The 23,980-nt window shown below is 73.2% G+C and carries 21 protein-coding genes and 1 pseudogene; 12 read left to right on the top strand and 10 right to left on the bottom strand.

Features of this window, described 5'->3' with window-relative positions:
• The first annotated feature begins 63 nt into the window (after positions 1-63).
• Positions 64-804 (top strand): hypothetical protein, encoded by a 741-nt coding sequence (locus Ade02nite_RS35000; RefSeq protein WP_203773176.1) that lies wholly within the window; start codon positions 64-66, stop codon positions 802-804.
• Positions 801-2,582 (top strand): hypothetical protein, encoded by a 1,782-nt coding sequence (locus Ade02nite_RS34995; RefSeq protein ID WP_203773174.1) that lies wholly within the window; start codon positions 801-803, stop codon positions 2,580-2,582. The genes Ade02nite_RS35000 and Ade02nite_RS34995 overlap by 4 nt, the downstream gene beginning before the upstream one ends.
• 4 nt (positions 2,583-2,586) lie before the next feature.
• On the opposite strand, the gene Ade02nite_RS34990 is transcribed toward Ade02nite_RS34995, so the two are convergent.
• Positions 2,587-3,462, bottom strand: coding sequence for an alpha/beta fold hydrolase (locus tag Ade02nite_RS34990; protein WP_203773172.1), 876 nt, complete (start codon positions 3,460-3,462; stop codon positions 2,587-2,589).
• 177 nt (positions 3,463-3,639) lie between these two features.
• Between Ade02nite_RS34990 and Ade02nite_RS34985 the strand changes: the two genes are divergently transcribed.
• The 3 genes and pseudogenes from Ade02nite_RS34985 (at position 3,640) to Ade02nite_RS49780 (ending at position 6,355) form a co-directional block, all read left to right on the top strand.
• Positions 3,640-5,685, top strand: coding sequence for a carbohydrate binding domain-containing protein (locus Ade02nite_RS34985; protein ID WP_203773170.1), 2,046 nt, complete (start codon positions 3,640-3,642; stop codon positions 5,683-5,685).
• A 99-nt stretch (positions 5,686-5,784) separates the two neighbouring features.
• Positions 5,785-6,138 (top strand): annotated as a pseudogene (locus tag Ade02nite_RS50825) (VOC family protein); the annotation flags it as partial.
• 40 nt (positions 6,139-6,178) lie between these two features.
• The gene (locus tag Ade02nite_RS49780) at positions 6,179-6,355 is read left to right on the top strand and encodes a hypothetical protein (RefSeq protein ID WP_239169276.1); all 177 of its coding nucleotides are present in this window, start codon (positions 6,179-6,181) and stop codon (positions 6,353-6,355) included.
• Between the two features lie 29 nt (positions 6,356-6,384).
• Here Ade02nite_RS49780 and Ade02nite_RS34975 read toward each other — a convergent pair whose 3' ends face one another.
• Complete coding sequence (locus tag Ade02nite_RS34975) at positions 6,385-7,212, bottom strand: methylenetetrahydrofolate reductase (RefSeq protein WP_239169275.1); 828 nt, start codon at positions 7,210-7,212, stop codon at positions 6,385-6,387.
• A 98-nt stretch (positions 7,213-7,310) separates the two neighbouring features.
• On the opposite strand from Ade02nite_RS34975, the gene Ade02nite_RS34970 reads away from it, so the two are divergent.
• Positions 7,311-7,841, top strand: a complete 531-nt coding sequence (locus tag Ade02nite_RS34970) for a GNAT family N-acetyltransferase (protein WP_239169274.1) — start codon at positions 7,311-7,313, stop codon at positions 7,839-7,841.
• Here the strand turns inward: Ade02nite_RS34970 and Ade02nite_RS34965 are convergent.
• Positions 7,838-8,524 carry an SDR family NAD(P)-dependent oxidoreductase gene (locus tag Ade02nite_RS34965; protein ID WP_203773166.1) on the bottom strand — a complete coding sequence of 229 codons (687 nt, stop codon included), beginning with the start codon at positions 8,522-8,524 and terminating at the stop codon, positions 7,838-7,840. The genes Ade02nite_RS34970 and Ade02nite_RS34965 overlap by 4 nt on opposite strands.
• 104 nt (positions 8,525-8,628) lie before the next feature.
• Between Ade02nite_RS34965 and Ade02nite_RS34960 the strand changes: the two genes are divergently transcribed.
• On the top strand, positions 8,629-9,495 hold the full coding sequence (locus Ade02nite_RS34960; protein ID WP_203773164.1) for a helix-turn-helix domain-containing protein: 867 nt from the start codon (positions 8,629-8,631) through the stop codon (positions 9,493-9,495).
• Here the strand turns inward: Ade02nite_RS34960 and Ade02nite_RS34955 are convergent.
• Complete coding sequence (locus Ade02nite_RS34955) at positions 9,446-10,306, bottom strand: helix-turn-helix transcriptional regulator (RefSeq protein ID WP_203773162.1); 861 nt, start codon at positions 10,304-10,306, stop codon at positions 9,446-9,448. The two genes, Ade02nite_RS34960 and Ade02nite_RS34955, sit on opposite strands and share 50 nt — an antisense overlap.
• A 103-nt stretch (positions 10,307-10,409) precedes the next feature.
• Between Ade02nite_RS34955 and Ade02nite_RS34950 the strand changes: the two genes are divergently transcribed.
• Entirely contained in the window at positions 10,410-11,246 is an 837-nt protein-coding gene (locus tag Ade02nite_RS34950; RefSeq protein WP_203773160.1) for an SDR family oxidoreductase, read from the top strand.
• On the opposite strand, the gene Ade02nite_RS34945 is transcribed toward Ade02nite_RS34950, so the two are convergent.
• Positions 11,230-13,221 (bottom strand): alpha-1,4-glucan--maltose-1-phosphate maltosyltransferase, encoded by a 1,992-nt coding sequence (locus Ade02nite_RS34945; RefSeq protein ID WP_203773158.1) that lies wholly within the window; start codon positions 13,219-13,221, stop codon positions 11,230-11,232. The genes Ade02nite_RS34950 and Ade02nite_RS34945 overlap by 17 nt on opposite strands.
• 146 nt (positions 13,222-13,367) lie before the next feature.
• The gene (locus Ade02nite_RS34940) at positions 13,368-13,934 is read right to left on the bottom strand and encodes a TetR/AcrR family transcriptional regulator (protein ID WP_203773156.1); all 567 of its coding nucleotides are present in this window, start codon (positions 13,932-13,934) and stop codon (positions 13,368-13,370) included.
• 389 nt (positions 13,935-14,323) lie between these two features.
• On the opposite strand from Ade02nite_RS34940, the gene Ade02nite_RS34935 reads away from it, so the two are divergent.
• Together Ade02nite_RS34935 and Ade02nite_RS34930 are read left to right on the top strand one after the other, a co-directional pair.
• Entirely contained in the window at positions 14,324-15,133 is an 810-nt protein-coding gene (locus Ade02nite_RS34935) for a hypothetical protein (protein WP_239169273.1), read from the top strand.
• 1 nt (position 15,134) lies between these two features.
• The gene (locus tag Ade02nite_RS34930) at positions 15,135-16,631 is read left to right on the top strand and encodes a dihydrolipoyl dehydrogenase family protein (protein WP_203773154.1); all 1,497 of its coding nucleotides are present in this window, start codon (positions 15,135-15,137) and stop codon (positions 16,629-16,631) included.
• Positions 16,632-16,633: 2 nt separating this feature from the next.
• Here the strand turns inward: Ade02nite_RS34930 and Ade02nite_RS34925 are convergent, their stop codons facing one another.
• A complete protein-coding gene (locus tag Ade02nite_RS34925) occupies positions 16,634-17,209 on the bottom strand; it encodes a dihydrofolate reductase family protein (RefSeq protein ID WP_203773152.1) in 576 nt (191 codons plus the stop codon).
• A gap of 12 nt (positions 17,210-17,221) precedes the next feature.
• The gene (locus Ade02nite_RS34920; protein WP_203773150.1) at positions 17,222-18,172 is read right to left on the bottom strand and encodes an SDR family oxidoreductase; all 951 of its coding nucleotides are present in this window, start codon (positions 18,170-18,172) and stop codon (positions 17,222-17,224) included.
• A gap of 119 nt (positions 18,173-18,291) precedes the next feature.
• On the opposite strand from Ade02nite_RS34920, the gene Ade02nite_RS34915 reads away from it, so the two are divergent.
• Positions 18,292-19,137 carry a helix-turn-helix transcriptional regulator gene (locus Ade02nite_RS34915; protein WP_438871009.1) on the top strand — a complete coding sequence of 282 codons (846 nt, stop codon included), beginning with the start codon at positions 18,292-18,294 and terminating at the stop codon, positions 19,135-19,137.
• Here the strand turns inward: Ade02nite_RS34915 and Ade02nite_RS34910 are convergent.
• Both Ade02nite_RS34910 and Ade02nite_RS34905 read right to left on the bottom strand, forming a co-directional pair.
• Entirely contained in the window at positions 19,130-20,317 is a 1,188-nt protein-coding gene (locus Ade02nite_RS34910) for a cysteine desulfurase-like protein (protein WP_203773146.1), read from the bottom strand. The two genes, Ade02nite_RS34915 and Ade02nite_RS34910, sit on opposite strands and share 8 nt — an antisense overlap.
• A gap of 33 nt (positions 20,318-20,350) precedes the next feature.
• Positions 20,351-22,129 (bottom strand): trypsin-like serine protease, encoded by a 1,779-nt coding sequence (locus Ade02nite_RS34905; protein ID WP_203773144.1) that lies wholly within the window; start codon positions 22,127-22,129, stop codon positions 20,351-20,353.
• A gap of 336 nt (positions 22,130-22,465) precedes the next feature.
• Between Ade02nite_RS34905 and Ade02nite_RS34900 the strand changes: the two genes are divergently transcribed.
• The gene (locus Ade02nite_RS34900; RefSeq protein ID WP_203773142.1) at positions 22,466-23,872 is read left to right on the top strand and encodes a serine/threonine-protein kinase; all 1,407 of its coding nucleotides are present in this window, start codon (positions 22,466-22,468) and stop codon (positions 23,870-23,872) included.
• Positions 23,873-23,980 lie beyond the last annotated feature (108 nt).

Raw genomic sequence — 23,980 nt, 5'->3', positions numbered from 1 at the left:
GGCGGACGAGGTCCCCTGAACGGATGACCGGCACGCAGCACTGTGGACGGCATCATGGCGTGCATGCGGCGGCGCGTGAAGCAGATCCTCTCCGACATCCGGCAACGACGGCACATCGATCTCTACGCCACCACGCTGGTCGTGCTGGTCTTCGCGGCGTTGCTGATCGTCGGTGCGGACCTTCCGGACAGCGTACGGTGGTCGGTGCTCTTCGCCGGGCTGGGCTTCCTGCTGTTGCGGGCCGCGTTCGCGAACCACCGGGAGGACCGGTTCCTCGACCGCAGCGACTACGACCGCAACCCGATCACCGACGACCTGCGCACCGCGAAGGACGTGTGGATCTTCGCGCCGGTGGGCTCGAACTTCCTCACCGAGGAGCGCTGCGACATCCTCCGCCGGGGGCCGCTCGCGCGCGAGGGCGGCTCGGTGCGGATCGTGGTGCTGAAGCAGTTCGACCCGGGCGACCCGATCTCCGAGCAGCTCGACGCGCTGCTGGACTATCCGGTGCAGACGGCGGCCGATTCGCTGCGCGAGACGCGGGCCCGGCTCGCGGCGATGGCGAAGTGGCAGGTCAAGGGCACGTTCGCGTACGGGGAGATCGGCTTCAACCCGGGCTTCAGCCTGGTCGCGGTGAACCCCCACGCGGCCGGCGGCTTCGCGAACGTGGAGTTCCACGGCTTCCGCAACGACGCCATCCGGTCGCGCATGCACATCCACCTGACCCGCGACGACGGCGCCTGGTACGTGTACTGGCTGGACCAGTTCGAGGCGATCTGGCGTTCGACGGTGACGGACGAGTCGTGACCGCCGTCTTCACCGGGGCCGGCATCAGCGGCGATCAGCCGGCCGCCCTGCCGCGCGGGTTCGGCCTGCGCGACGCGGTTCTGCGGACCATGCACGAGGCCGCCCGGGACGCGCTCGGCCCGCTCGTCACCGGCGAGCAGCTCGAGGAGCTGTGCGGGGCGGCGTACAAGCTGGAAGTGGTCCTCGGCCGGTTGTGGGGGACGGTCGGGCCGGACGCGCTCGACTGCGTCCTGGCGTTGCGGGTGGACGTGCCGAACGAGGCGCACATGCTCTCGGCGCTGCACCTGCTGGGCGGCGGCACGCACGTCACGGTCAACTTCGACGTGGGCATCGAGATCGCGTACGACCTGATCCGCGGCGCCGCCGAGCTGCCACCCGGCACGCCGAGCGACTACCACGACGCGCTGGCGCTGTGGCGCGCCGCCGCACCGCCCGGCTCACCGGCGCTGCGTACCGTCTCGAGCCACGAGGAGTTCGCCGCGTGGGAGGCCCGGGGGAGGCCGGCCGCGCTGCTCAAGGTGCACGGCGGGCTGACCCGCGAGCAGGATTCGCTCGCCGACGTGGTGGTGGTCGACATCGAGGAGCTCGGCCAGCTCACCGCCGAGCGCGCCGCGGCCGTCGACGGCCTGGGCGCGGCTCCCCGGCTGATGATCACCGGCTATTCGGGCGGGGATCCCGACGTGTACGGGCCGCTGCTGGCGGCGGCCGGCCGCACGTCGGCCACCTGGGCCTGCCTGGAGCTGCCGGCGGGTTCCGTGGTGCCCGGCGACGCCCGCGACCACGGCGTCGACCTGGTGCTCGGCCGGCCGCGAGGGCTGGCGGCCACCGCCCTGCGGGAGCTGCTCGGCACGCCGGCGCCGCCGCCCTGGCCGTCGGCCGCGCTGACCGGCGAGGGTTTCCCGGAACGATTCGAGCGCTGGCAGAAGAGCCTGCGCGCCGCACACCCGGCCTCGTCGATCGCCGAGTCGTGGGCGTGGCTGCTCGCGGACCTCGGCGAACTCGACCTGGCCGTGGCCATGTTCGCGAAGCTCGGCTCGACGCTGCGGCACGCGGAGGTCGTCTACAACCGCGCCCGCGGCGACGACCGGGAGGTCGCCCGGCGGATGTTCCGCGAGGTCGGCGCCGCGGCACCGGACGCTGCCACCCGCCTGCACTGCCTGCTGCGGCTCGGCGACATCGCGCGGGGCCGGGCCAACCGCCAGGCACGAGGCGTACGGGTGATGGCGCACCTCGCCGAGTCGTACCTGCGCGCCGTGCAGGTGCTGGCCGCGACCCGCGGGGGACGCCGGCAGCCGGAGGAGGGCGGCGACGCGTACCGGCTCCTCCAGCAGACCTCGCTGCGCCTGCTCGAACAGCTGGCGACGGCCGGGCCGCGCCCCGCGTGGCCGGTGATCGCGGTGTGCTGCGGGGTGGCCGCCCGCTGGGGCGACCGGGCCGCCCGGCTGGTCCGCAACGGCAACCGGCTCGCGCTGATCCGCCAGCACCGGGGCCTGCTGCGCTCCCTGGCCGCGCTGCTCCGGGGCCGTCCGGCGCCGGCGGACGTCCGGGCCGACATGCGCGCGTTGCGGGCCACCTACCGGGCCGCGGATGACCTGCCGGGCGCGGGCAACTGCACGGTCACCCTGGCCGTGCTGGCCCGCGCCGACGGCGACCGGCCCGGCGCCCGGGCCCTGCTCGGCGAGGCGCTGGCCGAATACACGGCGGGGCGTCCCGACGGCCGTCCACTGGCGTCCGGGGAGGCACTGCTGAAGGTGATGAGCCGGCTCGTCGAACGCTAGCCCGTCACAGCCGGATCAGGTCGGCGACCTCCTCGGGCAGGCCGGGTGACGTCATGACATGGCCCATTCCCGGTACGACGTGCAGCGCCGCGCCCGGGATCGCGGCGGCCAGCGCCACGCCGTGCCCGAGCGGATAGACCGGGTCCTGGTCGCCGTGCACGATCGAGGTGGGCGCCGTGATCGACGACAGCGGGGCCAGCAGGCTCGGGTCGTCGAGCCACACGGCCCGGTGATGGTGGGCGGCGGCGGCCGGGTCGGTGGCCCGCGACAGCGCCAGCTCCAGCATGTCCCGGGCGGCCGCCTCGTCGAACGGCCGGACCGGCCCGTTGAAGACCCGGAACAGGGCCACGTCGGACTCCACGCCCGGCGGCAGCCCGGCGGCCAGATGCGCGAGGAACTCCGGCGCCGGCGGCGGCAGGTCGTCCGGGTCGGCGGGCTCCCCGGCCCGCGCCCGGGCGAGCAGCGGCCGCGGATCGTGACCCATCGGCGAGCTGGACATGACCGTCAGGGACCGCACCCGCTCCGGCGCGTGCACGCCGAGCCACTGCGCGATCATGCCGCCCAGCGAGGCCCCGGCCACATGGGCGGACTCCAGCCCATAGCCGTCGAGCACGGCCAGGCAGTCACGGGCCATGTCGCCGATCGTGTAGGGATGAGCGTCGAAGTCGACGACGCTGGACCGCCCGGTGTCCCGATGATCGAACCGGATCACCTGCACGCCCCGCTCGACCAGCCGCCCGACCAGCGCATCGGGGCAGCTGATGCCCTGCGCCGCCGAGCCCATGACCATCAGAACGGCGGGGCGCCCGGGATCCCCGGTCCGCTCGGTCCAGAGCCGCAGCCCTCCGGACGCCACGAACCGCTCCTGCACATCGACCATGGCGGCACGGTAGCGGCCACCCACCGGCGAGCGCCGGTATTTATCCGGGTGACGGCGCCTTCGCTGAGCGTTTGCCGGGCGTTCACCTTCGCGGGCTGCGAGCCCATTCATGATCTTCTAATCTTCCGGTCGACGTCGGACATTGACGAGCGCCGACGCGATCATGGGGGAAACATCGTGCGTGTACGCAGTCATGCGGTCTTCGCCGCGGCCGCGGTCGCGGCCACCGGGCTGGCCGCGGCGCCGGCCCACGGCATCGCCGGGGGAAGCGCGGCCGCGAGCGGCGCCTATCCGTTCGTGGCGCATGTGGCCGTGGGTGACGTCCGGGCCTGCACCGGTGCGCTGGTGGCGGCCTCGTGGGTGGTCACCGCCGCCGAGTGCTTCGGTACGGGGTCCGGCAGCAAGCCGGATCAGGCCACCACCGTGACGATCGGGCGCAGCGCCCTCGGCTCCGGTGCCACCGGCCGGGTTCGGACGGTCACCGGCCTGGTCCGCCACCCGGGCGGCGGGGTCGTGCTCGCGCGGCTCGACGCGGCGGTCACCGACATCGCGCCGGTGGCGATCGCGACCACGGCGCCCGCCGCCGGGGAGACGCTGCGCAGCGCCGGCTACGGGCGTACCGCCACGTCGTGGGTGCCCCGGCAGCTCACGACCGCCGACTTCGCCGTGGACTCGGTCGCGGCCGGGGCGATCGGCCTCGTCCCGGCCGCCGGGTCCAGCGCGTCGACGTGCAAGGGCGACTCGGGTGGGCCGCTGTTCCGGGCCGGCACCACGCCGCAGCTCGTCGCCCTCAACGCCACCTCGTGGCAGGCCGGCTGCCTCGCCGAGACCGAGACCCGGCTGGGCGGCACCGGCACCCGGCTGGACACCGTCGCCGACTGGATCGCGCGCAACACCGCCGACCCGCTGCCCGGCGTGGTGAGCCCGCCGAACACCGGCTTCGAGAGCGGGCTGACCGGCTGGTCGCAGTACGGCACGGGCGGCAACACCGTCTCGACCGAGCGCGCGTACGCGGGCACCCGCTCGGTGAAGATCGTGGACAACACCACCACGTCGGGCAACGGCGTGGAGAGCAGCCGGATGGTGGCCGCGCCGGGCATCCGCTACACCGCGACCGCCTGGGTCAACGCGGTCAACGGCAGCCCGGACCTCTACCTCCGCTTCCTCGACGCGGACGGCGAGCAGATCGCGGCCCCCGCCGCGACGTACGCCGGCACCGCCAACCAGTGGAGCCGGCTCCAGCTCACGGCGTTCGCGCCGGCCGGCACCGAGCAGGTCAGCGTGCTGCTCTACTCGTCGTACGCGGACCTCGGCACCGCCTATGCCGACGCCGTCGAGCTCACCCGCACCCCGGCCGTCCCGCTGACCAACCCGGGCTTCGAAAGCGGCCTGACCGGCTGGACCCAGTACGGCGCCGGCGGCAACAGCGCCTCGGCCGACCGCGCCTACGAGGGGGTCAACGCCGCCAAGGTCGTCGACAGCACCGCCACCAACGGCACCGGCCTGGAGTCGGGCCGGCAGCCCGCCGTCGCCGGGGTCAGCTACACGGTTTCCGCGCGGGTCAACGTCACGAGCGGCAAGCCCGATCTGTATGTGCGCTTCTACAACGCTGCCGGTGATGTGCTGTCCAGTGCGGCGTCGCAAGCGTGGGGCCCGGCGGGTGTCTGGGCGCCGGTCAGCGTCACGCTGACCGCACCGGCCGGCACCGAGCGGGTGGGCGCGCTGTTCTACTCCAACCAGGCGAACACCGGCACGGCGTACTACGACCAGGTGGAGATTCGGCGGACGGCTGACGTCACCGTCGCGGACCACGGTTTCGAGAACGGGCTGGGCGGCTGGACGCAGTGGGGCGCCGGCGGCAACACCGCCTCGACCGACCGTGCCTGGACGGGCACCACCTCGGCCAAGCTCGTGGACACCAGCACCACCACCGCGACCGGCCTGGAGAGCGCGAAGATGCCCGCCACCGCGGGCGTCCGCTACAGCGCGGTCGCCCGGGCGTACGTCGTCTCCGGCACCCCGTCGATCTACCTGCGCTTCCACGACGCGTCGGGTGCCCTGATCACCAGCACCGCCGCCGACTTCACCGGAACGAACGCCACCTGGCAGCCGCTGCGGGTCGCGGCGACCGCGCCGGCCGGCACGGCGCAGGTCTCGGTGCTGCTCTACTCGAAGGCCGCGTCCTCGGGCACGGCCTACGCCGACCACGTCGCGATCCAGTAGCACGGCCCCCGGCGGCCCGGCCTGGTGATCAGGCCGAGCCGCCGGGGAACGCCACGTCGGCCCGCGCAGCAATGCCCGAGGCCACGCCATCGGCTGCTGATGCCGATCGCCGGTCGCAGCGGTCAGGATCCGGCCGCAATGGGCTCTACCGTCGGGGCATCAGTGGCCACGACCTGGAGGAGAGCCGCCATGACCAAGCAGCCCGCGGGCTATACGACCGTCGCGCCGTGGATCGTCACCGATGACACGGGGGCTCTGCTCGACTTCGTGTCGGCGGTGTTCGGCGGGGTCGAGCTGGGGCGGGTGCCGCTCGAGGACGGCAGCATCGGGCATGCCGAGATCAGGGTGGGGGACACGGTCCTGCTCGCCTTCGATCGGCGGGCGGGGTGGCCGGCCACGCCGGCGCTGGTGCGGGTCTTCGTGCCGGACGCCGATGTGGCGATCGAGCGGGCCGTCGCCGCGGGGGCGCGGGTGGTCACCGCGGCCGCCACGCATGCGTTCGGGCAGCGGCGGGCGGGTGCGCGACCCGTTCGGCAACATCTGGTGGATCAGCGCGGTGGTCGAGGACGTCGCGCCGGACGAGGGGATGCGGCGGCTCGCCGAGCCGCGGTTCGCCGAGGCGATGCGGGAGGCGCAGGAAAGCCTGGACCGCGAGCTGAGCGGCACCTGACGGCCGTCATGTCGACGGGTCCCGCGGATTCACGATGTCTTCGCGAACTGGTGGATCCACTCCGTCGTGGCGCGCAGGCCGCCGAAGGTGTAGAAGTGCAGCTTCACCTCGCCGTGGCGGCCGGGGTGGTAGTCGGTGGCGAGGGCGCGCAGCAAGCGGTCCGGCCCGGCGGTGCCGACCAGATCGGTGAGCGACAGCCCGTACCTGCGGGCGATCGAGGCGCTGGTGCCGACGCCGAACCGGGCCGCGTACCGCAACAGCCGCCGCACCCCGGCCGGGCCGGGCACGCCGATCCGGACGGGGCTGTCGATGCCGCGCTCGCGGGCCGCGGCGATCCAGTCGAGGACCGGGTCGGCGTCGAAACCGAACTGCGTGACGATGTCTCCGGCGCGGCCCTGCTTGCGCAGCGCTGCGGTCTTGTCGGTCAGGGCGGGCCACAGCACGTCGTCCGGGATGCCGGGATGGCCCTCGGGGTAGCCGGCGATGCTGACCCGGCGGACGCCGTACCGTTCCAGCGCTCCCGACTCGATGATCGAGAGCGAGTCGGGGTACGGGCCCCGCGGCTCGCGGGGGTCGCCGCCCACGACGAAGAGCTCGTCGGCGGCGCCGGCCTCCCGCAACGCGGCCAGAAACTCGTCGAGCTCCCGGCGCGACGCGACGCGGCGGGCCGGCAGGTGGGGAACGGGAACGAAGCCGCCGCCCTTGACCGCTCGCGCCGCCGCCAGGCGCACGGCCGTGTCCTCGTGGCCGAGGAAGGTCACGTTGATGCGGGTGCCGGGCGGGACGGTGGCGCGGGCGTCCGCCAGCTCGCCGATGTCCTTGCCGGTCATCTCGAGCGAGAAGTCGTCGAGCAGCACGGCACCCCCTCCGGCACTAAATCGAGCTAGTCGCGCGCCGCGAACGCTACCCTGCGCGTCGGGCGGCGGCAATGCTTTGCCGTACGGATAATGCGCCGGTGACCGACACAGCTCTGGCGGACCGCGCCCTCGCCGCGGACGCCGCCTTCGTCGCCGAGGTGACCGCCCTGGTCAACGCCGTCTACGCGGACGCCGAGAAGGGCATCTGGACCGACGGCAGCCCGCGCACCACGCCCGGCGAGGTGGCCTCGATCGTCGAGGCCGGCGAGCTCGCCGTCGCCCGCCTCGCGGGTGGCCTGGCCGGCGTGGTGCGCGTGCAGCAGTTGCTCACCGGGGAGGGCGAGTTCGGCATGCTCGCCGTCGATCCCGCCCATCGGGGCACCGGCGCCGGCCGTGAGCTGGTGGCCTTCGCGGAGGGCTGGGCGCGGGGCCGCGGGCTGCCGACCATGCAGCTGGAGCTGCTCTACCCCACCGCGTGGGAGCACCCGGTCAAGGCGTTCCTGCGCGACTGGTACACCCGCATCGGCTACCGGATCGTGCGCACGGCGGACTTCGCCGAGGCATACCCGGCCCTCGCCCCGCGCGTCGCCACGCCGTGCGACTTCCTCGTCTTCCACAAGACGCTCTAGAAGGGCAGCACGCCGTTCTCGTCCTGGAGGGTGCCGGTCGGGCCGTCCGGGCCGAGCGTGGCCAGGCGTACGACGACAGCGGCGCTCTCCTCCGGGGCGCGCCCGATGCCCCAGGCGGCGGTCATGTCGGTGGCCGTGGGGCCGGGCTCCACCGCGTTGAACTTGATGCCCGGCTGGGACTTCGCGTACTGCACGGTGAGCATGGTGGCCGCCGCCTTGGACGCCGCGTAGAGCGCGAGCGGCAGGCCGGACTCCGGGCGCTCCGGGTTGGTCACGGCCCAGAACGAGCCCATGCTGCTCGACACCGTGACGACCGTGGGGTTCGCCGACTTGCGCAGCAGGGGCAGGGCCGCCTCGGTGACCCGGACGATGCCCACCGCGTTGATGTCGAACGCCTGCAGCGCCTTCGCCCCGTCGACGGGTCCGTCCGCGAGAACGCCCGCGTTGTGCACCAGAACGTCGAGCCGGCCCTCCGCGGCGTCGATTGCCGACAAGGCGTCGCGCACCGAGGCGTCGTCGGTGACGTCCAGCCGGACGAAGCGGGCGCCGATCTCCGCGGCGGCCTTCTCGCCTCGCTCGGGGTCGCGGGCGCCCAGGTAGACGACGTGTCCCGCCTCGGCGAGCTGCTTGGCGGTCGCGAATCCGATGCCCTTGTTGGCACCGGTGATCAATGTGATGGTCATGCCGGGAACGCTAGGCACGGCTCCCCGCACCAGCCAGAGCTCTCCGATGCCAGGGGAACGACAGGACCCCCTCTGTTCCCCGTACGGAGAATTACGCTTGCCCGGTGAGCGAGACGACGAACCCCCTCGGCGCCTTCCTGAGGGCGCGGCGCGAGCTGGTGACGCCGGAGCAGGCGGGCATCCCGGACGTGGGGGTGCGCCGCGTGCCGGGGCTGCGGCGCGAGGAGGTCGCCATGCTCGCCGGCATCAGCGCCGACTACTACCTGCGACTCGAACGGGGCCGCAACCGCAACCCGTCGCTCCAGGTGCTCGAGTCGATCGCCCGCGTGCTGCGGCTCGACGAGGACCACTTCGCCCACCTGCTGACGCTGGTCTCGGAGACGTCCCGGCAGCGCCGGCGCCGGCCGCGCAAGGAGACCCCGCCGCCCGGCGCGCTCAAGCTCCTGGACTCCCTCATCCAGCCGGCGTTCATCGAGGACCGGTACTTCGACATCGTGGCCTCGAACGGGCTCGCCCGAGCGCTGTCGCCGGGCTTCGCCGTGGGCGGCAATCAACTGCGCGCCCTGTTCCTCGACCCGGCCGAGCAGGCGCTGCACCCGGAGTGGGAGAACGTGACGGAGTGCTTCGTCGCCAACCTGCGGCAGGCCGTGGGCAACAACGTCGACGATCCGCGCTTCATCGAGATCACCGGTGAGCTCTCACTGGCGAGCCCCCGATTCCGCCGGCTCTGGGCGCGTCACGAGGTGCGCGGGCAGACCGGCGGCCCGATCCGGATGAACCACCCGCAGGTCGGTGAGCTCACCCTCAACCGGGAGCGGCTGGCCATCAACGGCACCGACGGCCTGATGCTCGTCGTGTTCCACCCGGACGCCGGTTCCGCCGACGCGGAGAAGCTGGCCCTGCTGGCCTCGGCGGGGCTGCCTACCGCTGCGGCGCCGCGCCGGGCGTACCGAGGCTCTGACTCCCGATGACGCGCAGCAGCTCCAGCTGACCGACCGCGTCGGTGCCCGGGCGCGGGGTGAAGACGAGCAGCCGCTGATCCTGCCGGGCCGTGGTGAGCACCTCGCAGTCGAGGTCGAGGACGCCGACCGCGGGGTGCACGATGCGCTTGCGGTCGCTGCGGCGCACGGCCACGTCGTGGCGGTCCCACAGCTCGGCGAACTCGGCGCTGGCGGCGCGCAGGGCCCGGACCAGCTTGTCGGCGAACGGATCCCGCGGGCGCAGGGCGACGGCGGCGCGCAGGTCGGCGACCTGGACCCGGCTCTGGTACTCGTGATCCTCGGGCGGGTAGAGGGCGCGAGCCTCGGGGTCGGTGAACCAGCGGTAGGTGAGGCTGCGGGCCGGGCCGGTGTAGGTGGTCTGCTCGCCGAGCAGCGCGACGGCCATCGCGTTCTGCGCCAGGGTCGCGGCGAGATCCGAGACGATCAGGGCGGGCAGCTCGGTGAACGCGTCCAGCAGCCGGAGCAGCCCGGGGCTGACGTGGTCGTCGCCGCCGTACACCGGCGGGGCGGGATGCCCGGCGAGGTGGAACAGGTGGTCGCGCTCGTCGCGGTTGAGCCGCAGCGCCCGGGCCAGCGCGGTCAGCATCTGCGGCGACGGCTGCGGGCCGCGGGCCTGCTCCAGCCGGATGTAGTAGTCCGGCGACATGCCGGCGAGCTGGGCGACCTCGTGCCGGCGCAGCCCCGGCGTGCGGCGGCGGGCCCCCGCGGGCATGCCGACGTCGGTGGGCTGCAGCAGCTCCCGGCGCCGGCGCAGGAAGCCGGCGAGGTCCTTCTGATCCATGGTGACCAGCATGCGTCAGCGCCGTGGCGGGAGGGAGGGATCGGCGGTACCAGCATCACGAGGTCTCTCCCGGCCCGGCGCCCGGCGGCGCACCGTGGACCGCATGAAGATTCTTGTCACCGGAGCCACCGGAACCGTCGGCGGTCACGTCGCCCGCCAGCTCTCCGGCCGCGGCCACGACATCGTCGCGCTGGTCCGCGACCCCGCCAAGGCCGACCTGCCCGCCGACGTCAGCCTGATCGAGGGAGACCTGACGGACCCGGACGCGGTACGCCGAGCGCTGGACGGCGTCGACCGCGCGTACCTCACCATGGCCGACGACAACGGCGCCGTCTTCGCCAAGATGGCCGGGGAGGCCGGGGTCGAGCACGTGGTGCTGCTGTCCTCGTTCACCGCGGTCACCGAGCTGCCGTCGGGCGCGGCCAACTTCGTCACCGCCCGGCACCGGGCCGGCGAGCGGGCCCTCACCGAGGCCGGCGTGCCCGCGACGTTCCTGCGCGCGGCCGGCTTCGACTACAACATCCTGCTGTGGGTGGCGGGCGCCGCCGACGGCGTGGTGCGCGCCCCGAACGCCGGCGTGAAGCTGCCCGTGGTCGACCCGGCCGACATCGCCGCCGCGGCCGTCGCCGCGCTGACCGCCGCGCACCCGAAGTCCGGCGCCTACTCGATCACCGGCCCGGAGAGCCTGTCGGTCCGCGACCAGATCGCGATCGTCAACCAGGTGCTCGGCCGGTCGTACACCGTGCAAGAGGTCGGCGAGGCCGAGGCGCCCGGCTCCCTTCCCCCGTCCATCCTGGAGACCATGGGCCCCGCCGCCGCGGTGGTCACCCCCGCGGACGGGGTGCGCGTTCTCACCGGCAACCCGCCGCGGCCGTTCGCGGCGTGGGTGGCCGACAACGCCCGGGCGTTCCCGCCGGCGGGGCTCACCGCGGACCGGTGATGCCCTCCGGGCGCACGTGAATGATGTGGATCGGCTCGGTGGCCGGCCCCAGGCGGACGAAATTGTGCTCGGACCAGTTCCAGTGCTCGCCGGTGATCAGGTCGTGGGCGACGAACGAGTCGTGCCAGTCCAGGCCCAGCTCCGGCATGCGCAGATGGATCCACGTGTCGCGGGTGACGTCCGGCTCCAGGTTGGCCACCACCACGATCACGTCGTCGCGGTCGTAGACCCGGCGCGCCTTCGAGAAGACCAGCACGTGGTCGTCGTCGGCGTCGTGGAAGCGCAGATTGCGCAGCCGGTGCAGGGCCGGGTGCGCGCGCCGGATCTCATTGATCAAGGTGAGGTACGGGGCTCCGGTCGTCCCGGCGGCGTCGTGCTCGGCCCAGCGGCGGTCCTTGTACTCGTACTTCTCGTTGTCGATCTGCTCCTCGGCGCCGGGACGCGGCACCCGCTCCATCAACTCGTAGCCGGCGTAGATGCCGTACGAGGGGGAGAGGGTCGCCGCCAGCGCCGCGCGCAGCATCCACGCCTCGGGGCCGCCGCGCTGCATGAACGGCGTGAGGATGTCGTGCGTGGTCGGCCAGAAACTCGGTCGCATGTACGCGGCGGCCGGGCCGGCGAGCTCCGAGCAGTACTCCTCCAGCTCCGGCTTGGTGTGCCGCCAGGCGTAGTACGTGTACGACTGCTGGAAGCCGACCTTCGCGAGCGTGTGCATCATCGCCGGCCGGGTGAACGCCTCGGCCAGCCAGATGACGTCCGGATCGTTGTCGGCGATCAGCCGCTCCCACAGCCACAGCGGCTTCGTGTGCGGATTGTCGACCCGGAAGATGGTGACCCCGTGGTCGAGCCACACCCGGACCACGCGCAGGATCTCGGCGTACAGGCCCTCGGGGTCGTTGTCGAAGTTGAGCGGGTAGATGTCCTGGTACTTCTTCGGCGGATTCTCGGCGTACGCGATCGAGCCGTCGGCGCGGGTCGTGAACCACTCGGGATGAGCGGTGACCCACGGATGGTCGGGCGCGCAGTTGAGCGCCAGGTCCAGCGCGACCTCCAGGCCCAGCTCGCGAGCCCGGGCGACGAAGGCGTCGAAGTCGTCGAACGTGCCCAGGTCCGGATGGATCGCGTCGTGCCCGCCCTCGGCGGAGCCGATCGCGTACGGCGAGCCGGGATCGCCGGGCTCGGCGACCAGCGAGTTGTTGCGGCCCTTGCGGTTCACCCGGCCGATCGGGTGCACCGGCGTCAGATAGACCACGTCGAACCCCATGCCCGCGACGGCGTCGAGGCGCTGGGCGGCGGTCGCGAAGGTGCCGCTCACCCAGCGGCCGGTCTCCTCGTCGAAACGGGCGCCCTCGGAGCGCGGGAACAGCTCGTACCAGGCGCCGTAGAGGGCGCGGTCCCGCTCGACCAGCCACGGCAGATCGGCCGACGGCGAGACGAAGTCCCGCAGCGGCCGCGTCTGCAACTCCCAGCGCACGGCCTCGGAGATGCCGGCGCTCAGCCGCCCCTCCGGCGTCCGCCCGGTGTCCCGCATCGCGGCGACCGCCTCGGCCAGCGGCGTGCACTGCTCCTTGGTACGGGGCACCTCGGCGATCGCCCGCTCCAGAACCCGGGCGCCCTCCTCGAGCATCAACTCGACGTCGACGCCGGCCTCCACCTTGATGACGGCGTCGTGGTGCCAGGTGCCGTACGGATCGGACCAGCCCTCCACCCGGAACGACCAGCGCCCCGCCCGGTCGGCGCTGACCGTGGCCGACCACGCGTCGAGGCCGGCGTTGACCCGCGTCATCGGCAGCGCGTGCTCCTGCCCCAGCGGATCGGTGAGCACGACGGTGGCGTTCACCGCGTCGTGCCCCTCCCGGAAGACCGTGGCGGTGACCTCGAACTCCTCACCGGTCACCGATTTCGCCGGCCGCGTGCCGTGCTCGACGACCGGCCCGACACCGACGACGGGGATGCGCCCGATAGAGCTCGTCATACCGATCGACGCTAAGGGATGCGCGCGGGTTTCGCCCTCCAGCCTGGATTTCGCCGTCTTCGCTCTACATTCGCCGTTTTCGCCCTACATTCGCCGCCGTCTTCGCCCTACATTCGCCTTTTCGCCCTACATTCGTCGTCTTCGCCCTACATGAGCCGGACGAGTCCGTCGACACCGCGCAGGAACGTCTCGGCGACCATGTCGGGGGCGAAGAGGCACCCGGACGCCATCGCGCCGTCCCGCAGCATGACGAAGTGCTGGGCGGCGGCCTCGGCCTTGTCCGCGTCGATGCCCGCCATCAAACCGGTGATCGTCTCGAGGAACCACTGCCGGTGCGCGATGACGGCCTGGTTGACCGGATCGCCGGGATTGGGATATTCGGCCGCCGCGTTGAGGAACGCACACCCCCGAAAGCCCTTCGACCGGATGTCCTCGGCGATCGAGGCGGCGACGGCCCGCACGGCATCGGCCGGCTCGCCGACGGCGGCCGCCCGCACGTGCCGGCGGATCGTCTGGTCGGCCTCCCGCAGATAGGCGAGAACAAGGTCTTCCTTGCTGGGGAAGTGCCGGTAGAACGTGGCCCGCGTGATCCCGGCCTCGGCGATCAGCCGGTCGACCCCGATGGCGTGGATGCCCTGGGTGTAGAAGACCTCTGATGCCTTGCCGAGAAGGCGGTCGCGTGCCTCGGAGTGCGTGGCTGGGGGGCGGGCCATGCCGCCATCGTAATGGACAGAACGTTCGGTCTCGCTAACGGGATCGTTGGCCTCCTCGTTCGGGCTGCTCGCTGTCTGCTCGTCGGGCCGTTCGAGCGGCAGAGCGTTCGGTCTTGCGCGCGACAGCGGCGCTCGCCGGGCAGTTCGAGCGGCAGAGCGTTCGGTCTTACGCGCGAAGCGGCGCTCGCCGGCCGTTCGAGCGACAGAACGTTCGGTCTTGCGCGCGACAGCGGCGCTCGCCGGGCCGTTCGAGCGGCAGAGCGTTCGGTCTTGCGCGCGAAGCGGCGCTCGTCGCGAGTTAGAGAGAAAGAACGTTCTGTCTTGACAACTCCGCGGCGGCGCCTCCATGGTTAGGTAGACAGAACGTTCGTTCTACTTAATGGGGATCCATGACCATCGTTGCCGCACCTGGCATCTCGACGACGGCGTCCGCACTGCGGCGGCTCTACTTCGCTCGCTTCGCGTTCGCGATCGTCTGGGCCGGCGTCATGTTCACGACCGCGAAGCATCTGGGGCCGCTCGCGGTCACGCTGCTCGTGCTCTACCCGCTGGTCGACGTGGCCGCCGCCGTCGTTGACGCTCGCGCGTCGCGTGCTGCCGGGAGGCCGACGCTGCTCTACGTCAACATCGTGGTCAGCCTCGTCGCGGCGGCCGGTCTGGCCTTCGCCGCCGCGTCGGGCATTCCGGCGGTGCTGCGCGTCTGGGGCGCGTGGGCGATCGTGGCCGGGCTCGTGCAGCTCGTCGTGGGCGTCACCCGCCGCGCGATGGGCGGTCAGTGGCCGATGATCGTCAGCGGTGGCATCTCCGTGCTCGCCGGCGGCTCGTTCATCGCGGGTGCCGCGGCGGACGACCCGGCGCTGACCAACGCGATCGGCTACGCCATCCCGGGCGCCATCTTCTTCCTGCTCTCCGCGATCCGCCTCGGCCGCACGGCCACGGCCGCCCGCTCCGGCGGCGCGAAGAGTGGGACCACCGAGGCGAGCAGCGCGAAGACCGGAGCCGCGCAGAGGAGGGCCGCGCAGACCGGCGAAGCGAAGACCGGTGGCGCGCGCACGCAGGGCGCGGAGACTGGCGGTGCGAAGACCGGTGGCGCGCGCACGCAGGGTGAGAAGGCCGGCGGCGCGAAGACCGGTGGCGTGCGCACGCAGGGCGAAGAGACCGGCGGCGCGCGGACCGGTGGCGTGCGGAAGGGCAACTGACATGGCCGGCGCCACGTACGACGTCGTTGTGATCGGGGCTGGACCGGTCGGCGAGAACGTCGCCGCTCGGGTGGTGCGGGGTGGCCTGACCGCGGCCGTTGTGGAGCGGGAGCTGGTCGGGGGCGAATGCTCCTACTGGGCGTGCATGCCGACCAAGGCGTTGCTTCGCGGCGCGGCCGCGCTCCGGGCGGCGCGTCAGGTGCCCGGAGCCCGCGAGGCGGTGACCGGGGAGCTTGATGTGGCTGCCGTGCTGCGCCGCCGGGACGAGTTCGCCTCCTACTGGAAGGACAGCGGGCAGGTGTCCTGGCTCGACTCGGCCGGGATCGCGCTGCACCGCGGTCAGGGGCGGATCGCCGCCGACCGGGTTGTCGAGGTGACCGGGGAGGACGGCACCACGACGTTGCTCACCGCACGGCACGCCGTTGTGGTGGCGACCGGCAGCAGCGCGCTCGTTCCCGACATTCCGGGCCTGCGTGCGGCGGCGCCGTGGACCAGCCGGGAGGCGGCTGCGGCCGGCACCGTTCCGGGGCGGCTCGCCGTCATCGGCGGGGGCGTGGTGGCGTCCGAGATGGCCACCGCGTACGCGGCTCTCGGCTCGAAGGTCACCGTGCTGGCCCGCGACGGTGTGCTGCCGTTCGTGGAGCCGTTCGCCGCCGAGCTGGTCACCGGCTCGTTGCGGGAGGCCGGGGTCTCCGTGCGGTCCGGCGCCGAGGCGGCGTCGGTGACCCGGAACGGCAACGGCACGGTGGTCGTCACGCTCGCCGGCGGAGAGCGGACCGAAGCCGCCGGAGAGCGGACCGAAGCCGGCGGCGAGCGGACCGAAGCCGGCGGAGAGCGGACCCAAGCCGCCGAGAAACGGACCGAACCCGGCGCAGAGCGGATCGAGGCCGACGAACTGCTGGTCGCCGTCGGCCGCACGCCGAACACGGGGGACCTCGGCCTCGACCGGGTCGGCCTGGAGCCCGGTGCCTGGCTGACCGTCGACGACACGTTGCGCGTCCCCGGTGTGGAGTGGCTCTACGCCGCCGGCGACGTCAACGGGCGCGTGCTCCTGACCCACCAGGGCAAATATCAGGCCCGCGCCGTGGGTGACCTCATCGTGGCGCGGGCCGGGGGTGAGCCGGTGGCCACGCCGCCGAGCGTGCCGTACCCCCAAGTGATCTTCACTGATCCGGAGGTCGCGTCGGTGGGGATGACCGCGGCCGCCGCCGAGGCCGCCGGTCTGCGCGTCCGCGTCGTCGACCACGACCTGGCCGCCGTCGCCGGGGCGGCCCTGCACGCCGACGGCTACCGGGGGCGCGCCCGCATGGTCGTCGACGAGGACCGGCGGGTGATCGTGGGCGTCACGTTCGCCGGGCCGGACGTCGCGGAGCTGTTGCACGCCGCGACGATCGCGGTGGCCGGCGAGGTTCCGCTGGATCGGCTGTGGCACGCCGTTCCCGCGTACCCCACGGTGAGCGAGGTCTGGCTGCGCCTGCTGGAGGCGTACGGCCTCTGAGGTCAGCCGTGCAGCGCCGGGCGGTAGACCAGCTCCTGCATGCGGCCGTCGAGGGTGCGGGTCTCGAGCAGCTCGAGGTCGAAGTCGGCGGCGCCCCGGAAGATCGGGTCGGCGCCCGTGCGGCCCGTGATCACCGGGAAGACGGTCACCTGGACGCGGTCGACCAGGCCGGCGGCCATCAGCGCCCGGTTCATCGAGAGGCTGCCGTGCGAGCGCAGCGGCACCTCGGACTCCTCCTTGAGCCGGGCGACCACGTCGACCGCGTCGCCGCTCGCGACGGTGGCGTCCGGCCAGTCGAGCGGGCCCCGCAGGGTCGACGACACCACCGTCGCCGGCAGGTTGCGCATGCGGGTGACCCAGGGGTCGAAGACCGCCTTGTCCTCGCCGGAGGCGAGCAGCTCCGTGAAGATCCGGTAGGTGGTCGCGCCGAAGACCATCCGCTGGTCCTGGTCGTAGAGGGCGAGGCGGTGATCGAGCAGTTCGGGGCCCTGCTTGCCCCAGTAGCCGCCCCAGTCGCCGCCGGCGGCGCCGAAGCCGTCGAGGCTGGTGAAGACGTCGAAGGTGTAGGTGGCGGTCATGGTGGTCTCCTCTCAGATGTACGAGGTGGACCCGGCACGGCGGCGAAACTCATCGGAGACCTCCCAGATGCGCCGGGCGTCCTCCTCGCCGCGCAGCCGTGAGTAGAGGGCTTGCTCAGCGGGCGGGCCGGACAGGTGCTGGAAGCCGCTCGGGCCGTACAGGACGCCACCGCGCGCGTCCGGGGACGTGGCGGCGTACAGGGCGGGCAGCGCGGCGGTCGCGGGTGTGCCGAACAGGATGCCGCGGCTGCCGAGCGCCCGGATCAGGCGGCCGCCGGCGGTGGCCCGGGGGCGGCCCACCTCGGGCCGGGCCTGGAGCAGGTTCGTGGCGGCGACGCCGGGGTGCGCGAGGCTGCTGGTGATGCCCCAGCCGCCGGCCCGGCTGCGGCGGTCCAGTTCCAGGCCGCACAGGCCCATGGCGATCTTCGATTGGCTGTACGCGCGCATGCCGTCGTACGACCGCTCCCAGTTGAGGTCGTCCCAGTTGACGGCGTTCGCGTCGGCGGCGATGCTGATCTGCGAGACCACCCGGGCGCGGCCGGCCCGCAGCAGGGGCATCAGGTGGGCGATCAGCGCGAAGTGACCCAGGTGGTTGATGCCGAACTGGAGCTCGAACCCGTCGGCGGTGGTCTGCCGGTCGGGCGGGGTCATCACGCCGGCGTTGTTGATCAGGAGGTGGATCGGCCGGTTCTCGGCGGCCAGCTCGGCGCCGAGCGCGGCCACCGACTCCAGCGACGACAGGTCCAGCCGCCGAGGGGACAGGGCGGCTCGCGGGTGCTCCCGCCGGATCGCCGCGATCGCCGCCTCGCCCTTGCGCTCGTTCCGTACCGGCATGACGACCTCGGCCCCCGCGGCCGCGAGGCGCGTCGCCAGGCTCAGCCCGACGCCGTCGCTGGCGCCGGTGACCACGGCCAGCTTTCCGGTGAGGTCGGGCACGGTGATGTCCTGCTGCTTGCGTCCCATCCGCGGCTCCTGTCCCGAGACGATGTATGTGCTGCTTCGAGGCTGGGCCGGAACCGGGACGACATCCACGGCCTGGCAATCCCTGGATGCGGTCCGCCGCCGGCGGTAGAACTACAGGCGTGATCGATCGAGCCGGGCTTGCCGAGTTCCTCCGCCGCCGCCGGGAGTCGTTGCAGCCCGAGGACGTGGGCCTGCCGCGCGGGCAGCGGCGCCGGACCGCGGGCCTGCGCCGCGAGGAGGTGGCCGTGCTGTGCCACATCTCCACCGACTACTACAGCCGGCTCGAACGCGAGCGCGGCCCGCACCCGTCCGAGCAGATGATCGCCTCGATCGCGCAGGGCCTGCACCTCTCCCTCGACGAGCGCGACCACCTGTTCCGGCTCGCCGGCCACCATCCGCCCCCGCGCGGCGCGGCCGGCGAGCACATCGGCCCGGGCCTGCTGCGCATCCTCGACCGGCTCGCCGACACCCCGGCCGAGGTGGTCACCGAGCTCGGCGAGACCCTGCGGCAGACCCCGCTCGGGGTGGCGCTGACCGGCGACCTGACCCGCTACACGGGCCCGGCCCGCAGCATCGGCTACCGGTGGTTCACCGACCCGGCCTGCCGCGCGCTCTATCACCCGGACGACCACGCGCTGCACTCGCGCGTCTTCGCCTCCGGCCTGCGCCGGGTGGTCACCCTGCGCGGTCCCGGCTCGCGGGCCGCCCACCTGCAAAACCTGCTTCTCGAACGGAGTGCGGAGTTCCGCGCCGTGTGGAACGAGCACGAGATCGGCGTCGGATACCAGCACACCAAGCGCTTCGTGCACCCGGAGGTCGGCGACCTGGAGCTGACCTGCCAGTCGCTGCTCGACCCCGAGCAGTCGCACGCGCTGCTCGTCTACACCGCCGCGCCCGGCAGCGAGAGCCACGAGAAGCTTCAGCTGCTCTCGGTGATCGGGGCGCAGACCGTGGGGGTCAGCTGAGCTCGGCGAGCCCGGTCAGCAGCCGGTCCACGTCCTCCTCGGTGTTGTAGTGGTAGAGGCTCGCGCGCACCGCGCCGCCGCTGTCGCGCAGGCCGGCGGCCTCGAAGTACTCGACCGCGTAGTAGTCGCCGTGCGAGACGCAGACACCCCGGTCGCCGAGGGCCCGGGCGACCTCGGCCGGTGCGTGGCCGGCGACGCGGAACGAGACGGTCGGGCAGCGGTCGGCGGGTGCGGGGCAGACGGTGACCGTGCCGATCGCGGCCAGCCCGGCCAGCAGCCGGTCGAGCAGTCTGCTCTCGTGCTCGGCGGCCGCGGTCATGCTCGCGAGCAGACGGGAACGGCGGTCGCCGTCAGCGGGGAGAAGACCGGCGAGGTGGTCGACGGCAGCGGTGATGCCGGCGAGCAGCTCGAAGCTGAGCGTGCCGTACTCGAAACGGTCCGGGACGCCGGCGGGGGAGGGGATCAGCTTGGCCGGGTGCAGCGGCTCCCACACGGCCGGGTCGGCGACGACGGCGGCGTAGTGCGGTCCCGACCACTTGTAGGCGCTGGTGACGTAGAAGTCGGCGCCGAGGGCGGCCACGTCGGTCGGGCGGTGCGCGGTGGCGTGCACGCCGTCCACGTAGACCAGGGCGCCGGCCGCGTGCGCGAGGTCGGCGATCGCGCGGACCGCCGGGACGGTGCCGACGGCGTTGCTGGCCGCGGTCACCGCGACCAGGCGGGTGCGCGGGCCGATCAGCTCCCGGTACTGCGCGACGTCCAGCCCGCCGGTGTCCGGGTCGATCTCGGCCCACCGCACGGCCGCGCCGGTCTGCACCCAGGGGCGGACGTTGGCGTCGTGGTCGAGCCGGGACAGCACCACCTCGTCGCCCGGCGCCCATCGCTCCGCGAGCGCGCGGGACACCAGATAGGTCAGCGCGGTGGCGCTCGGCCCGAACACCACGCCCGCCGGGTCGCCGCCGACCAGATCGGCGACCGCGGCGCGGGCGGCGGCGACGATCTCGCCGGAGCGGCGGGCCGGCTCGTGGGCGGTGCCACGGTTGGACACCGCGGCGCGCATCGCCCCGGCGATCGCGTCGATCACCGGGGCGGCGGGCTGCGTGCCACCCGCGCCGTCGAGCTGGGCGAACCCCTCGGCGAGCGCGGGATGACCGGATCGGATGCGGGAGACGTCGAAGATCATGCACCGATCAGAACACGCGGGTGCTCATCGCTCTCAGTTGGCGTCCTCCGGCAGGTTGATGCTGGCGTAGGAGCCGAAGGTCGTCGACTTCCAGGCCTGTGACGGAGACGGGAAGCCGCCGTTCGGGTTGGCGGCCGAGGTGAACATGGCGAGGCTGCCGTCGGCGTAGCCGTACAGGGCGGTCAGGTCGTCGCGGCCGTCGCCGTTGAAGTCGCCGGCGGTGAACCGGGTGCGGTCCCAGGAGCCCCACGACGTGCTGGTGGTCTTCCACGAGCTGAAGGCGTTGTTGAAGCTGCCGTCGGCCTTGGCGGTCCAGGTGAGCATGGCGAGGTCGCCGCTGGAGTAGTTGTAGAAGCCGGCCACGTCCGTACGGCCGTCGCCGTTGAAGTCGCCGGCGGCGATCCGCAGCCGCTTCGGGTCACCCCAGTACGGCGTCGGCGGCGCGTACCAGACCCGCTGGTCCTCGCCGAAGCCGCCGGACGCGGTGGCGGTCCACGTGTAGATGCCGACGCCCGCGTCCGCGTAGCCGTAGAAGGAGCCGATGTCGTCGCGGCCGTCGCCGTTGAAGTCGCCGCTGAACAGCTTCATCCGGCCGATCTCGCCCCAGTACGGCGACGGGGCGTTGTACCACTTCGCGGACGGGCTGCCGAACGTGCCGGCCGCGCTCGCGGTCCAGACGAACAGGCGGATGCCGTGGTCCGCGTAGTTGTAGAAGCCGGCGATGTCCGTACGGCCGTCGCCGTTGTAGTCGCCGCTGGTCATGAGCATCCGGCCGTACGAGCCGAACGAGGTGCTCGTCCACGAGCGCACCCCGGCGGAGCAGGTGCCGTCCGGCTTGGTGAGGAACGTGTCGAGCGTCAGGACGTTCTCGGTCGTGCTGTTGAGCACCGCCTGGTCGATGATGCCGTCGCCGTCGAAGTCGCCGCGGAAGGACTTCATCGCGGCGCTGTTGTAGAGGCCGGCCGCCGTGGTGCAGCCGCCGCGCGCGGTCATCGCGCCGTTGGCGGCGGTGGTGAAGGTGAACGGCCCGACGGCGCCGGAGGCGTAGCTGTAGACCATGGTCACGTCGGCGCGGTGGTCCTCGGCCAGCCCGCCGGGCACGAAGCCGCCGATCCAGCCGGCGAGGTCGTCGACGCGGGTCTCGACCGCCTCGCGGCGGGTCTCGTCCGACCCGGCGCAGCCGCCCTGCCAGGACGTGTGGTGGATGGCCACGAGCGTGGTGACGCCGTTGCTCTCGCGCAGCGCCGGCCCGCCCGCGTCGCCCTTGCAGAGCCCGGCCTGGCCGGCGTCGGCACCGGCCACGTCCAGGACGCCGGCGCCCACCGCGCTCACCGCGAACGGCGCGCTGTGCAGATGGTCGGGCACCCACTCGGTGGCGGTGCGCCCGTATCCGGACATCCGCAGCACCTCGCCGGCCGCCGGCGCGGTGGTGCCGAGCGCGACCGGCGCGATCGCGGTCGGCCGGTCGAGCTTGACCAGCACCACGTCACGATCCGGGTGGGGCACCAGGCGGGCCGCCGCACGCACCTGGCCCGTGGTGCCGGTCAGGTCGGCCCGGCCGAGGGTCACGGTGGTCGGCACCGCGGGCCGGCCGGCGGCGGGCGCCGCGCCGAAGCACGCCTTGGCGGTGATCACCCACTGTGGGTCGATGAGCGCGCCGGTGCAGGCCTGTCCGGCGCCGCGCTGGCCCACAGCGAGGTGCGCGATGAACGTGTCGGTCCCCTCGGCCGTCAGCGAGCCGCCCGTGACGCCCAGCGCCGGGGCGCTGCCCGCGAGCCCGATGGCGACGGCCGTGGCGGCCAGCCCGGCCATCAACCCCTTGTTTCTGTTGTTCAGCAACTGTCCGTGCCCCCGTTTATCGAATGTCGTCGTTGCAAAAGATCGACTCTTTATAGGGCAGTTTCGATGTGCCGTCGACCCCGTGACGTCGCGTGATTGAGAAATGCGGCATATGCCGGTATGGCACCGGGAGTTTGCCGGACGGTGACGGCGGACGCAGTTTTTCTGTCGTACCAGGCGGGTATGCTGCTCGCACGGTGCTGGCCGGCCGTCGATATGACGGGTGGCCTGGCGGGGGATACGCCACTGTGGGTAGTTGCCGCGACGCGGGGCGACACCGGCGCGCCGGACGGCCATGGGGAGGTCGCAGTGCAGGTTCTCGCGGGGCGTTATCGGCTGGGCGAGGCCCTCGGCCAGGGCGGCAGCGCGGTGGTCCACTACGGGTTCGACACCACCCTCAAGAGGCCCGTCGCCGTCAAGATCTTCGATCACGCCGCGGCCGACGTCCTGCGCGAGGCCCGCACCTCGGCCGGGCTGAGCCACCCCAACATCGCCCAGGTGTACGACTACGGCGAGGTCACCGACGGCCCCGAGCGCACCCCGTACCTGGTGATGGAGTTCGTCGACGGCGAGACGCTCGCCGACCGGCTGGCCCGCACCGGCGCGCTGCGGTGGCGCCAGGCCGCCGAGATCTGCGCCGAGACCGCCTCCGCGCTGGCCGCCGCCCACGCGCAGAGCCTGGTCCACCGCGACGTCAACCCGCGCAACATCATGCTGACCCCCGACGGCGTCAAGGTGCTCGACTTCGGCATCGCCGCGGCCGCGGGCCAGAACAGCGTCGACACCCGCGGCGGGCTGTGGGGCAGCCCGGCCCACCTGGCGCCCGAGCAGCTCCGCGGCGAGCCGACCTTCCCCGCCGCCGACGTGTACGCGCTGGGCCTGCTCCTGTTCGAATGCCTCACCGGATCGCGGGCGTGGCCGGGCGTCAGCCTCAACGACGTGCTCGCCACCCGGCACGGCCGACCCGCGCCGCGCCTGCCGCGCGTCTCCGGCCTGCCCCGCGACATCGTCCGCCTCTACGAGGCCTGCACGGCCGAGGATCCCGCGGAGCGCCCCACGGCCGCCGCCGTCGCCGAGACCTTCCGCCGTGTCGCCGGCCCCACGCCGCTCACCCGCCCGGCGCGGTCCTCGGTGCCGCAGCTGCGCGCCGCCACCCACAGCGCGCCGGCCGCCGCCGCGCCGGCACCGGCCGGCAAGCCGCGGCGGTCCCGCCGCCGCGCCACCGTCATGGCGTCCGCCGCGGTCCTCACCGCCGTGATGAGCATCCTCGGCGTCCAGCTGGCCAACGGCGCCGACACCCCCGGCGGCCGCAAGGCCGAGGCCGCCGTCGAGGGCACCCCGCCGCCCGCGACCGCGCCGGCGCCCGGCAGCCCGTCGCCGTCGACCTCGCCGACCACCGCGCAGGTCCAGGACACCACCGAGGCCCACACGGTCCGCGTGCGGAGGACGACCGAGGCGCCGCCCAAGAAGCCGGCCGCCAAGCCCACCACCACGCGGCCTCCGGCCTCCGAGCAGCCGGAGGACCCGACCCCCTCGGCGACTCCGGACGACACCCCGTCGCCCACCGACGACCCGACCACCGAGCCGACGGACGAGCCGACCGACGACCCCACCGAGCCGACGGACGACCCCACCGAGCCGACCGACGAGCCGACGGAGCCCACCGAGGAGCCGACCGGGACCACCCCGCCGGCCACCACCGAGCCGGGCGCCTGAGCGCGTCTTTTCGCCGCCAGCGAACGCTGGAAGATCGCGGGCCGCCGCGAGGTTGAGCGCCACATACTCAACTTTTCGGAGGTCCGGGTGGCAACCAAGCGTCTTCCC

Source organism: Paractinoplanes deccanensis (assembly GCF_016862115.1).
Taxonomy (GTDB): Bacteria; Actinomycetota; Actinomycetes; order Mycobacteriales; family Micromonosporaceae; genus Actinoplanes; species Actinoplanes deccanensis.
Note: the sequence above shows the minus strand (reverse complement) of the source record. Positions and strands in the feature narration are given on the sequence as shown.

Excerpts from the sequence above, each read along its gene's own strand:
- Ade02nite_RS35000 (WP_203773176.1), top strand. The coding sequence starts at position 64 with ATGCGGCGGCGCGTGAAGCAGATCCTCTCCGACATCCGGCAACGACGG.
- Ade02nite_RS34990 (WP_203773172.1), bottom strand. The coding sequence starts at position 3,462 with ATGGTCGATGTGCAGGAGCGGTTCGTGGCGTCCGGAGGGCTGCGGCTC.
- Ade02nite_RS49780 (WP_239169276.1), top strand. The coding sequence starts at position 6,179 with ATGCGTTCGGGCAGCGGCGGGCGGGTGCGCGACCCGTTCGGCAACATC.
- Ade02nite_RS34965 (WP_203773166.1), bottom strand. The coding sequence starts at position 8,524 with ATGACCATCACATTGATCACCGGTGCCAACAAGGGCATCGGATTCGCG.
- Ade02nite_RS34955 (WP_203773162.1), bottom strand. The coding sequence starts at position 10,306 with ATGGATCAGAAGGACCTCGCCGGCTTCCTGCGCCGGCGCCGGGAGCTG.
- Ade02nite_RS34950 (WP_203773160.1), top strand. The coding sequence starts at position 10,410 with ATGAAGATTCTTGTCACCGGAGCCACCGGAACCGTCGGCGGTCACGTC.
- Ade02nite_RS34945 (WP_203773158.1), bottom strand. The coding sequence starts at position 13,221 with ATGACGAGCTCTATCGGGCGCATCCCCGTCGTCGGTGTCGGGCCGGTC.
- Ade02nite_RS34940 (WP_203773156.1), bottom strand. The coding sequence starts at position 13,934 with ATGGCCCGCCCCCCAGCCACGCACTCCGAGGCACGCGACCGCCTTCTC.
- Ade02nite_RS34935 (WP_239169273.1), top strand. The coding sequence starts at position 14,324 with ATGACCATCGTTGCCGCACCTGGCATCTCGACGACGGCGTCCGCACTG.
- Ade02nite_RS34930 (WP_203773154.1), top strand. The coding sequence starts at position 15,135 with ATGGCCGGCGCCACGTACGACGTCGTTGTGATCGGGGCTGGACCGGTC.
- Ade02nite_RS34925 (WP_203773152.1), bottom strand. The coding sequence starts at position 17,209 with ATGACCGCCACCTACACCTTCGACGTCTTCACCAGCCTCGACGGCTTC.
- Ade02nite_RS34920 (WP_203773150.1), bottom strand. The coding sequence starts at position 18,172 with ATGGGACGCAAGCAGCAGGACATCACCGTGCCCGACCTCACCGGAAAG.
- Ade02nite_RS34910 (WP_203773146.1), bottom strand. The coding sequence starts at position 20,317 with ATGATCTTCGACGTCTCCCGCATCCGATCCGGTCATCCCGCGCTCGCC.
- Ade02nite_RS34905 (WP_203773144.1), bottom strand. The coding sequence starts at position 22,129 with ATGGCCGGGCTGGCCGCCACGGCCGTCGCCATCGGGCTCGCGGGCAGC.